General features: G+C 65.9%; 9 protein-coding genes. 4 read left to right on the forward strand and 5 right to left on the reverse strand.

Features of this window, described 5'->3' with window-relative positions; translation table 11 throughout:
• Window positions 1-71 precede the first annotated feature (71 nt).
• Entirely contained in the window at window positions 72-1,601 is a 1,530-nt protein-coding gene (locus CO669_RS18305; protein ID WP_198964089.1) for a UbiD family decarboxylase, read from the forward strand.
• A complete protein-coding gene (locus CO669_RS18310) occupies window positions 1,598-2,194 on the forward strand; it encodes a UbiX family flavin prenyltransferase (protein WP_097661291.1) in 597 nt (198 codons plus the stop codon). Before CO669_RS18305 ends, CO669_RS18310 begins: the two co-directional genes overlap by 4 nt.
• Before the next feature lie 37 nt (window positions 2,195-2,231).
• On the opposite strand, the gene CO669_RS18315 is transcribed toward CO669_RS18310, so the two are convergent.
• From CO669_RS18315 to CO669_RS18325, 3 genes are read right to left on the reverse strand one after another with little or no spacing between them, the layout of a single operon-like run.
• Entirely contained in the window at window positions 2,232-2,555 is a 324-nt protein-coding gene (locus tag CO669_RS18315; protein WP_097661293.1) for a metal-sulfur cluster assembly factor, read from the reverse strand.
• Window positions 2,552-3,061: a DUF2249 domain-containing protein gene (locus tag CO669_RS18320; protein WP_097661295.1), complete on the reverse strand. Its 510-nt coding sequence runs from the start codon at window positions 3,059-3,061 to the stop codon at window positions 2,552-2,554. Before CO669_RS18320 ends, CO669_RS18315 begins: the two co-directional genes overlap by 4 nt.
• 14 nt (window positions 3,062-3,075) lie before the next feature.
• Window positions 3,076-4,422 (reverse strand): hypothetical protein, encoded by a 1,347-nt coding sequence (locus tag CO669_RS18325; protein WP_198964090.1) that lies wholly within the window; start codon window positions 4,420-4,422, stop codon window positions 3,076-3,078.
• A gap of 33 nt (window positions 4,423-4,455) precedes the next feature.
• Here CO669_RS18325 and CO669_RS18330 point away from each other — a divergent pair, with 33 nt between their 5' ends.
• Together CO669_RS18330 and mgtA are read left to right on the forward strand one after the other, a co-directional pair.
• Window positions 4,456-5,124: a hypothetical protein gene (locus CO669_RS18330; RefSeq protein ID WP_245444352.1), complete on the forward strand. Its 669-nt coding sequence runs from the start codon at window positions 4,456-4,458 to the stop codon at window positions 5,122-5,124.
• 149 nt (window positions 5,125-5,273) lie between these two features.
• Entirely contained in the window at window positions 5,274-7,814 is a 2,541-nt protein-coding gene (mgtA, locus tag CO669_RS18335; RefSeq protein ID WP_097661298.1) for a magnesium-translocating P-type ATPase, read from the forward strand.
• Window positions 7,815-7,859: 45 nt separating this feature from the next.
• Here mgtA and CO669_RS18340 read toward each other — a convergent pair whose 3' ends face one another.
• Together CO669_RS18340 and ftsH are read right to left on the reverse strand one after the other, a co-directional pair.
• Window positions 7,860-8,078: a DUF6894 family protein gene (locus CO669_RS18340; RefSeq protein ID WP_097661300.1), complete on the reverse strand. Its 219-nt coding sequence runs from the start codon at window positions 8,076-8,078 to the stop codon at window positions 7,860-7,862.
• A gap of 226 nt (window positions 8,079-8,304) precedes the next feature.
• Window positions 8,305-10,149, reverse strand: coding sequence for an ATP-dependent zinc metalloprotease FtsH (ftsH, locus tag CO669_RS18345; RefSeq protein ID WP_097661462.1), 1,845 nt, complete (start codon window positions 10,147-10,149; stop codon window positions 8,305-8,307).
• Between the last annotated feature and the right edge of the window lie 177 nt (window positions 10,150-10,326).

Raw genomic sequence — 10,326 nt, forward strand, 5'->3', positions numbered from 1 at the left:
CTGTATTTGAGCGGGAACAATGAAGACCAAAAACAGGCCGGCTAGCTGTGACTTTTTGGGAGCTCGCTCAGTTGCAACGTGATGTGCCGCGCTTTCGCGACCTCTCCGACTTCCTGCGCTTCATCGAAAGCCGGGGGCAGTTGCGACGCATTCGCGAAAAGGTCTCCGTCGTCCACGAGATCACGGAGATTCACCGGCGTGTGCTTGGGGCACACGGACCGGCATTATTGTTCGAGCAGCCCGTCAAGGCCGATGGCCGTCCCTCGGAGATGCCGCTCCTCACCAATCTGTTCGGAACGGTGGAGCGGATCGCATGGGGCATGGGGATCGCGCCCGAGCGTCTCGAGCAACTCGGCGAGCTGATGGCCGAGCTGCGCGCGCCGCGACCGCCGCACAGCATCAGGGATGCCTTCGACAAGCTCCCGCTTGCCCGCGCCGCGCTGGCGACGCGCCCGCGCACACGCGCGGCTGCGCCGGTGCAGGACTGCGTCACGATGGGGCCCGACATCGATCTTGCGAGATTGCCGGTCCAGATCTGCTGGCCGGGCGAGCCGGCGCCGCTGATCACCTGGCCGCTCGTGATCACCGTGCCGCCGGACTCCGCAACGGCCGACCAGGAGGAGAATGTCGGCGTCTACCGCATGCAAGTGCTCGGCCGCGACCGCGCCATCATCCGCTGGCTCGCGCATCGCGGCGGCGCGCGGCATCACCAGCAATGGAAGGCGATCGGGCGCGACATGCCGGTCGCGATCGTCATCGGCGCCGATCCCGCCACCATCCTGGCCGCGGTGCTGCCGTTGCCCGAGACCATGTCGGAGCTGCGCTTCGCCGGCATCCTGCGCGGCGAACGGCCCGACCTCGCACCCTGCCTCACAGTGCCCCTCGCGATCCCGGCCGAGGCCGAGATCGTCATCGAGGGTTTTGTCTCCGCGACCGAAACCGCGCCCGAGGGTCCCTATGGCGATCACACCGGATATTACAATTCCGTCGAGGAATTTCCGGTGATGCGGGTGACGGCCATCACCAGCCGGCGTCAGCCCGTGTACCTCTCGACCTTCACGGGCCGACCGCCGGACGAGCCGTCGCGGATCGGCGAGGCGCTCAACCGCCTGTTCGTGCCGCTGGTCCGTCAGCAATTCCCTGAAGTGACCGACTGCTTTCTGCCGCCGGAGGCCTGCTCCTATCGCATCGCTGTCGCGTCGATCAAGAAGCGCTATCCCGGGCAGGCGCGACGGCTGATGCTGGGCCTATGGTCGATGCTGCCGCAGTTCAGCTACACCAAGCTCTTGATCGTGGTCGACGACGACATCGACATCCGCGATTGGCAGGCTGTGATGTGGGCCGTCTCGACGCGCAGCGACGCCTCGCGCGATCTCGTGACGCTCACCGACACGCCGATCGACTATCTCGACTTCGCCTCGCCGAAGTCAGGCCTCGGCGGCAAGCTCGGCATCGACGCCACCACCAAGATTCCGCCGGAGACGGATCGGGAATGGGGCATTCCGCTGGCCATGGATCCAGCCGTGGTCGCGCGCGTCGATGCGATGTGGGCGGCACTGGGCCTGTCCGGCATACCCGCTCGCGCCCCGGTGCTCACATGAGCGGGCGGCAGGGCATCATCATCGGCATCAGCGGCGCCTCGGGCGCAGCGATCGGCGTGCGCATCGTCGAGCTGCTGGCCGACAATCCGCATTACGCGGTGCATCTCGTGGTCTCGCCCGCGGCGGAGCGAACGCTGAGCGAGGAAGTGGGGCGCGATGCGCTGGCGCGGCTGCGCGCGCGCGCTTTCCGCGACCATTCCTATCAGGACATCGGCGCGGCGATCGCCAGCGGATCCTATCCGGTCGCCGGCATGATCGTCGCGCCCTGCTCGATCCGTACGCTCTCGGCCATCGCCTGGGGGCAGCTAGACAATCTTCTGGCGCGCGCGGCCGACGTGCAGCTCAAGGAACGGCGCCGGCTGGTGCTGCTGGTTCGCGAGAGCCCGCTGCATCTCGGCCATTTGCGCACGATGCTGCAGGCAACCGAGATCGGTGCGATCATTGCGCCGCCGATGCCGGCCTTCTATCTCAGGCCACAATCGCTGGACGAGGTGATCGACCAGATCGCCGCCCGGGCGATCAACCTGCTCGACCTGCCACGGCTTCGCGCACCCGCAAGGATCTGGTGCGGCCCGGGTGCCGAGAGCGCGTAGCCGGCGGCTCGGCCTTGGTCACCGCCGCCTTGCCGGATCAGTTCACCTCGGCAAAGCCGAGCGACGACTTCACACCCGGCGAGATCATCGAAGGCTGCCAGGGCGGCTCGAACGTCATGGTGACGTCGACCGTATCCACGCCCGGAACGAGGCACGCGCTGTTGGCGACGCCCTCCTTGAGAAAGGACGCAGCGGGACAGCCGCGTGTGGTCGCCGTCATGGTGATGTGCGCGGCGCCGTCGTCGACCGATACGTCATAGATGAAGCCGAGATCGACGATGTTGTGGCCGAGCTCGGGATCGATCACGACCTTTAGCGCCTGCGTGATCCGGGCAACGAGATCCTCATCATCGATCGTCATGCCGGCACCCTCACCGTCAGCTGATAGGAGTCCTTCTGCGGTGTGAAGCCGCCACGCCATTGATGGCCGCGCCGGGTCAGCTCCCGAAACAGGAAGACCGGCTCCCGGCTGAGCAAGGCGTGCAGCGTCTGGCCCGGCGCGAGCTGCTCCAGCGCAGCCAGAATCCGAACCATCGGTTCCGGCGGATCGAGGTCGCGATTGTCGAGGCGAACCACAGGCTCCGGCCAATCGCCGTCGCTCCGTGCAGCCGGAGCCGGCTCGGCCGCCCCGAGCGAGACATTCTCCGGCATGAAGCGGATCTCCCATTCGCCGCCCTCCAGCTCGGCTTCGCGATGCGCAAAGCCCTTGCTCGCCATGACGTCGAACAGAGGAACCGGCTTGAAGGGCGCGTAGAGCCGCAGCCCTTCCCCGGGCGCGAGCCGCGCGAGCGCGGCCATGATGATCGAGAACGGCTCGCCGCCTGCGCGCAGGATCGGCCGGACATCGACGTCGACGAATGCGGTCATTGCAGTCTCCCTTTTCAGTTCCGCGTGACCAGGAGATGGGGCAAGGCAGCTCCCGTCGGCAGGCGCAGCGGCTCGGCCACGTCCGCAAGCCGCCGGGCCCTGATGAATTCCTCGCTCAAGCCAAGCGTCGCAAACGTCACGACAGCGACGGCGAGGCGGAAGCCGAGCGCCGCGTCGATCAGGAGCATCAAGGTCGCCATTCCGCTTCCGGCAAAGAACAGCACGAACCATTTCAACGCGCGGCGCTCGGCAACGAGATCCTGCACGCGCGGCGTCGGCACCCTGCCCATCACCGGACCGTAGGTCTCGAGCCAGGTCAGGAACGGCACGATCTTGTAGAGATTGGCGAGCACAAGGCCTGAGAGCCAGCCGAACGCGACGAGAAAGGCCAGCGCTCCGACATGGGGCAGGAAAGAGCCGGCCGCAACGAACGCGGCACTGAGGATTGCAGCGACGACGAGGTTCGCCAGCGCAACGAGGCTCATGCGGGTGTTGAGCTCGAGCGCACGGCGCTTGCGGGCTCTGTAGAGGCCGAGCACGTCACGGCCGTAGGCGGCCAGCGACAGCAGCGCCGCTGCGGCCGCCAGCAGAAACGACAGATCGAGCCCCGTCATGCGCCAGGGCGCGAGCACGCCGCCGACGAGGCCAACGGCCAGCGCAATGACGCCGGCCATCCAGGCAAACCGGCCGAGGCGCGCATCGCTATCGGGCGCGAGCATGAACATCGCGAGCAGGCGATAGCTGACGCCCATGGCCGTGAATGTCAGCCAACCGCCAAGCCCCGCGAGCGCATGGATCGGCACGCCCGAGACCAGCAGGTCCGGCCATTGCGCACCGACGGCGGTTCCGGACAGCACCAGCGAGAACAGACCGCCGAAACTCGCCGTGACACAGATGCAGGCAAGCCCGGCGGCGACGAACCGCGCCGGCGCCGGCAAGGGACGCGCCGACCACAGCGTCATGCCGAGATTGGCAACGACCAGCGCGAAGCCGGCAATCAGCAGGCCGGCTCCGACGGGAAGCAGCCAGCGCGGCCCGTTCAAATGTCCGCCAAGCGCGAGAAAGCCTGCGAGCAGAACCGTCAGGCCAAGCGTCAGCAGCACCAGAGCCGGCAGCGTCCAGCGCTCCGCATAGAGCGGCCTTGCAACCAGCACCGGCACGAACTGGAGCAGCGCGCCGCACAGGACCGTGCTCAGCCAGCCGATGGTCACGATGTGAACGACGACGAGCGTGTCCGGACCGTCGATGTCGTGGTTCGGAAAACCGAAGCCGGCGACGATCAACACCTCGGCGAGCAGCAGCCACGCGATCGCGACCGCGAAGTAGCTGATGGCCCATCTAAAGAGACTGGTTCCGATCACGGCCTGCTTCCCATCGCCCGCGCACAACGCTTCATGCCGGCACGCGACAACGGTAAGTGGCTGCAGTCACAACCACTTTGTCGAGGCGCAAACTCCGGCGCCTTTCACGACAATGGGATCGGCGCCGGCGCGGAGGCCCTGGAAGCATTGATGCAGCGCAAGAGAACAGCCCGCGGCGCTGATATTCAAGACGTGCAATTGACAGGGAATTGTCGGATGACGCTGAAGAATTGGTGTGCGGTGCTGGCGTTTCCGGCGATCGCGGCGACGTCCGCCATGGCCCAGTCCAACGCTCCGCCGTCTTCAAACGCGAAACAGGATGCGCCCCGTCTCGTCGAGGTCATGAGTCTGGCGCAAATTCAGCACCTCAAGCTTTGGTATGCCGGCAAGGCGAAGAACTGGGACCTCGCCGCGCACGAGTTGCGGCAGTTGACCAACAGCCTGGCGCAGGCGGCGATCTTCTACCCGTCCATTCCCATCAGCAACGTGACCACGATGAAGGAGCCGCTGCTCTCGGTCGCCGACGCGATCGCGGCGGGAGATGATCGCAAGTTCGCCGCGTCGATGCGCGGACTGAGCGATGGCTGCAACGCCTGTCACAGCTCGATGGACCGCAGCTTCATTGTCATCGGCGTTCCGAGCGGCGGGCAGCCGCCCGCCAATCAGATCTTTGCGCCGTCCGGACACGGCCGGAAAAAGTGATGCGGCCTGCGCCTGACGACTATTAAGCATTGCGCCTCGCCACCACCTGACCACGCCGGGTGAGACTGGATTGAGTTGCATCAATCCAGGGAGCGAGCCGCCGCGTACCTTGGCCTCGCCTCCAGTGTCAGCGATCGCCGAGCCCTTGCATGATCGAACAATCCATCCCGGCCAAGGCTTTGGCCGCGGCGTTCTGGCAAATGCCAAAGGACGACCTTTATCGCGCGCTCGGCTCCGGCCCGGAAGGCCTGTCGCAGGGCGAAGCCGTCAGGCGACTGGGGATCCACGGGGCCAACCGCGCCGACGCCTCGCAGAGCCGATCGGCCTGGCGCAAGCTCGGCCAGCGCCTGTGGAATCCGCTGATCGCGATGCTGCTGGCGGCGGCGATCGTATCCGGACTGAGCGGCGACATCGGCAGCTTTGCCATCATCGCAACCGTGCTGTCGCTGTCCATCACGCTCGATATCGTCCAGGAGCATCGCGCCGAGCTCACCGCCGACGCGTTGCGGGAATCGGTCGCCATCCAGGCCGACGTCGTCAGGGACGGCAAGGACATGACGATCTCGGTGACGACTCTCGTCCCGGGCGACGTCGTGAAGCTCCGCATCGGCGATCTGATACCGGCCGATGGCATCGTGCTCGATGCGCAGGAATTGCAGATCAATGAAGCCCTGATGACGGGCGAGCCGTTTCCGGCCTTCAAGACCGACCGTCCCTGCTCCGCGGCCTTGCCGGCGGATGCCACCAACGCTCTGTTCGCGGGAACCAGCACGGTCGGCGGAAGCGGCCGGATGCTGGTGGTGACGACCGGAGGCCGGACGCGCTTTGGCGCGATCGCCTCCGCGATGGCGGCCAACGCACCGCCGACGGCTCTCGAACAAGGTGTCCGGAAGCTCGGCCTGCTGATCCTTCGGCTGACGCTGTTCCTCACGCTTTTCGTGCTGATGGCGCATCTCGTCGCGCAGCGCAACGCGATGGAATCCTTCCTGTTCGCGATCGCGCTCGCCGTCGGCCTGACGCCCGAGCTGCTGCCCATGGTGATGACGGTGACGCTCGCCCGCGGCGCCCTGCGCATGGCGAAGCGAAAGGTCATCGTCAAGCGGTTGTCGGCGATTCACGATCTCGGGGCGATGGACACACTCTGCGTCGACAAGACCGGCACGCTCACCGAAGCCAGGATCACGCTGGCGGCTCACATCGCGCCGCAGGGGCAACCCAGCGACCGCGTTCTCAGTCTGGCGCGCCTGAACAGCACGTTCCAGGCCGGCGTCCGAAGCCCGCTCGACGACGCGATCCTGTCGGCGAGCCATGACGGTCCGGGCGGCTGGGTTCGGCTTGCGGAAGTGCCGTTCGACTTCGAACGGCGATGCCTGTCGGTTCTGGCGGTCCGCGACGGCGAACACATGCTGATTGCCAAGGGCGCACCGGAATCCATCCTGTCGCGCTGCGTGGCCGTGGAGATCGATGGCCTCGCCCATCCGCTCGACGCCGCCTGGCAACAGAAGATGGCCGAGATCCAGATCCGCTATGCCCGCGACGGCTTCCGGCTCCTTGCCGTCGCCATCAGGTCCATTCCGGCGGGGCAACAGACCATTACCGTCGGCGACGAGGCCAATCTGACCATGGTCGGCTTTTGCGTGTTCGCCGATCCGCCGAAGCAGGACGCGGCCGCGGCCATCGGCGCGCTAAGCTCGCTCGGTGTGACCATCAAGATCATTTCGGGTGACCATGACGCCGTGGTCGCCCATGTCGCGCGTTCCGTCGGCCTGAAGGCGGACCGGATCATGACCGGCGCCGAGATCTCCGAGCTGACCGATGCCGCGCTCATCGCCCGGGTCGAGCACGTCGACCTGTTTGCCCGGATCGATCCCGACCAGAAGCGGCGGATCATTGCCGCGCTCCGCCATCGCAATCACGTGGTCGGCTTCATGGGAGACGGCGTCAACGATGCGCCGGCGCTCCACGCCGCGCATGTCGGCATCTCCGTCACCGGCGCGACCGAGGTCGCCCGCGCGGCCGCCGACATGATCCTGCTGGCGCCGGACCTGTCCGTGCTCGCGGCCGGCGTGCGCGAGGGCCGCAGGACCTTTGCCAATATCCTGAAATATGTCCGGATGGGAACCAGCTCGAATTTCGGCAACATGCTGTCGATGGCGCTCGCCTCGATCGTCCTTCCATTCCTGCCATTGCTGCCGCTGCAGATCCTCTTGAACAATCTGATCTACGATCTCTCCGAGATCGGCATTCCCTTCGACGACGTCGATCGCGAAGACATTGCCCGGCCCGAGGCCTGGAACATGGCGAGCATCCTTCGCTTCACCATCGTCATGGGGATCGTCTCGTCGCTGTTCGACGCCATCACCTTTGCCGTTCTCATCAAGCTGTTCGACGCGGATGCGGCACTGTTTCAAACCGGCTGGTTCGTGGAATCGATCGCGACCCAGATCCTGGTGATCTTCGTGATCCGGTCGCGGAAATTGCCGTGGCGCGCGAACCGCCCGCCCAACATCCTGATCGCGACGTCGTTCGGGGCCCTGCTTGCGGGCGTGGCGCTTGCGCTTCTTCCGTGGCGAGGCGCGTTCGGCTTTACCGTGCTGCCTGCGGGACTGCTCGCGACGATCGTCGCCATCGCCGCGGCCTATCTGATCTCGGCGACCATCGCGAAGCGGCTGGCGATCTCGGATCCATGATGTCCGGGACCGGAGCCGAGTTCATGGAAGCACGCAGGCCAATGCTCAGGTCGCGTTCGGATAGATCGGCTCGCGGTGGATTTCCCGGCCGCTTTCGTCGAGCACGACGATGCGGAGGTCCGGATGGCCTTTCGGCTTCTCCCTGCGCACCTTCTCGGCCAGATCCTTGCTGTACGCGATGGCGGCGCCGTCGCTCACGAGCTCCAGTCCGGATTTGTCCCGGACGGGCACGCCGTCCTTGAGGTCGAAATAATAGGTGCGCATGGATTCATTCCCGCGGTCTCGCGCGGCTCGGTTGAAACTATCATCCCGGAAAACGAGGGGCCGAAGCGGGGGATGATCCGCGGCGACGTCGGGACCTGCATCTTAAGGAGGCAGGGGATTCGAACTCTTGACCCGGATCAAACGCGGGATAATCCGGCAAGTTTCCGACAAGCGGGCTACCCATGTCGTCTGACGACGGGGACCGGGCTTAACGCGCCCGGCGCCGTCATGCGGCGGCCGGCTCGCTTCCACCACCGCGCTTGCCGATCAGTGGCGCGAACTGCTCGGCCGTAACCGTTTCGTTCGCGATCAACATCTCAACACCGGCGTCGAGGTCTCCACGCCTTCGCTGCAGGATCTCGCGGGCGCGGCGGTCGCCCTCCTCGATCAAATTGCGCACCGCGAGGTCGATCTCGCGGCCGGTTGCCTCGGCCGCCGCGACGATCTTGTCCTGCGCCGCCACGAGAAACGCCTGCGGCTTGGCCGCATAGGTGCGTTGTCCCACCGTCTCGTCCATGCCGTATCTGGTCACCATCTCGATGGCGATCTCGGTCGCGCGTTGCAGATCATCGGCCGCGCCGGTCGAGATCGCACCGTCGAAGATCAGATGCTCCGACGCGCGTCCGCCCATCAGCACCGCGATGCGGTTCTTCAGCTCCTCGACTGTCAGCAGAAACCTGTCCTCGGTCGGGCGCTGGATGGTGTACCCGAGCGCACCGATCCCGCGCGGAACGATCGACACTTTCTGCACGGGATCGACGCCCGGCAGGCTGGCGGCGACGAGGGCATGGCCCATCTCGTGATAGGCGACCCGGCGCCGTTCGTCCTTGCCGAGCACCCTGCTCTTCTTCTCGATGCCGGCCACGATCCGCTCGATCGCGCTGACGAAATCGTCGAACGTGACCTCCTCGCCGCTTCGCCTGGTCGCAGCGATCGCGGCTTCGTTGATGAGGTTTGCAAGGTCGGCCCCGGTAAAGCCGGTCGTGAGACCCGCCACCTTGTCGAGGTCGACGTCCTTGCGCATCCGGATCTTGGGGGCGTGCACCTTCAGGATTGCAACGCGCCCGATCTTGTCCGGCCGGTCCACCAGCACTTGCCGGTCGAAGCGACCCGCGCGCAGCAGCGCGGGGTCCAGCACTTCAGGGCGGTTGGTGGCCGCCAGCAGAATGACGCCGGCGCTGGGGTCGAAGCCGTCGAGCTCGGACAGGAGCTGATTGAGCGTCTGCTCCTTCTCGTCATAGCCGCCGAACGATTGCGGCCCGCGGCTGCGTCCGAGCGCATCGAGCTCGTCGACGAAGATGATGCAGGGCGCCGCCTTGCGGGCCTGATCGAACAGGTCCCGAACCCGCGCGGCGCCGACGCCGACGAACATCTCCACGAATTCCGAGCCCGAGATCGAGAAGAAGGGAACGCCGGCCTCTCCCGCCACGGCGCGAGCCAGCAGGGTCTTTCCCGTTCCGGGCGGTCCGACCAGCAGGATTCCCTTGGGAACGTGCGCACCGAGGCGGCCATAGCTCTTGGGATCCCTGAGGAACGACACCACCTCCTGGAGCTCGAACTTCGCTTCGTCCACGCCGGCGACGTCGGCGAAGGTGACCTTGATGTCCTTCTCGACGTAAACCTTCGCGCGGGATTTGCCGATCGACATCAGCCCGCCCAAGCCCTGGCCGCCTCCGATGCCGCGGCCGAGCCAGAACCAGATCAGGAAAAAGGCGATGACCGGGAAGATCCAGGACAGCAAGGTCTGCAGCGCGCCACCGCTGGGAACGCCGGTCACGCTCACGCCCTTCGTCGCGAGTTTCTCGGCCAGAGCCATATCGACTCGGGCCGTGATGAAGGCGGACTTGCCGCCCGGAAGCGGCTCTTTCAATTTCCCCTGAATCGTGTCCGTGCCGACCGAGACCTCGGTGATCTTGTCCTGGGCGAGCAGCTGCTCGAACTGGCTGTAGGGAATGGTTTCGGTCGAACTGTAGGTGGCAAGGCCGAACTGCAGCATGACGAGCAGCAAGCCACCCGCGAAGATCGCAGCCATCGCGAGGCCCGGCTTCCGTGAACCTTGATCGGACTCCAACTTGGCTTCTCCCATCACCATCAGCGCCAAGCCGAATGGTAATGAGGAACAGGCGGCATCTGCTTGATTCAGCTCAACCGCGGCCGGCTCATATACGCGCGAGCGAAACGGGGGCAAAGCCACGGCCCTGCCCCAATTTCCTCCGAAATCGCCATTCGGCGCGGCAGGCCGGTGGCG

The organism is Bradyrhizobium sp. Y36 (assembly GCF_002531575.1).
Classification (GTDB): domain Bacteria; phylum Pseudomonadota; class Alphaproteobacteria; order Rhizobiales; family Xanthobacteraceae; genus Bradyrhizobium.

Bases quoted from the DNA above. Each gene is read 5' to 3' on its own strand.
- CO669_RS18320 (WP_097661295.1), bottom strand. From the start codon at position 3,061: ATGACCGCATTCGTCGACGTCGATGTCCGGCCGATCCTGCGCGCAGGC.
- CO669_RS18315 (WP_097661293.1), bottom strand. From the start codon at position 2,555: ATGACGATCGATGATGAGGATCTCGTTGCCCGGATCACGCAGGCGCTA.
- CO669_RS18330 (WP_245444352.1), top strand. From the start codon at position 4,456: ATGCCGGCACGCGACAACGGTAAGTGGCTGCAGTCACAACCACTTTGT.
- CO669_RS18340 (WP_097661300.1), bottom strand. From the start codon at position 8,078: ATGCGCACCTATTATTTCGACCTCAAGGACGGCGTGCCCGTCCGGGAC.
- mgtA (WP_097661298.1), top strand. From the start codon at position 5,274: ATGATCGAACAATCCATCCCGGCCAAGGCTTTGGCCGCGGCGTTCTGG.
- CO669_RS18310 (WP_097661291.1), top strand. From the start codon at position 1,598: ATGAGCGGGCGGCAGGGCATCATCATCGGCATCAGCGGCGCCTCGGGC.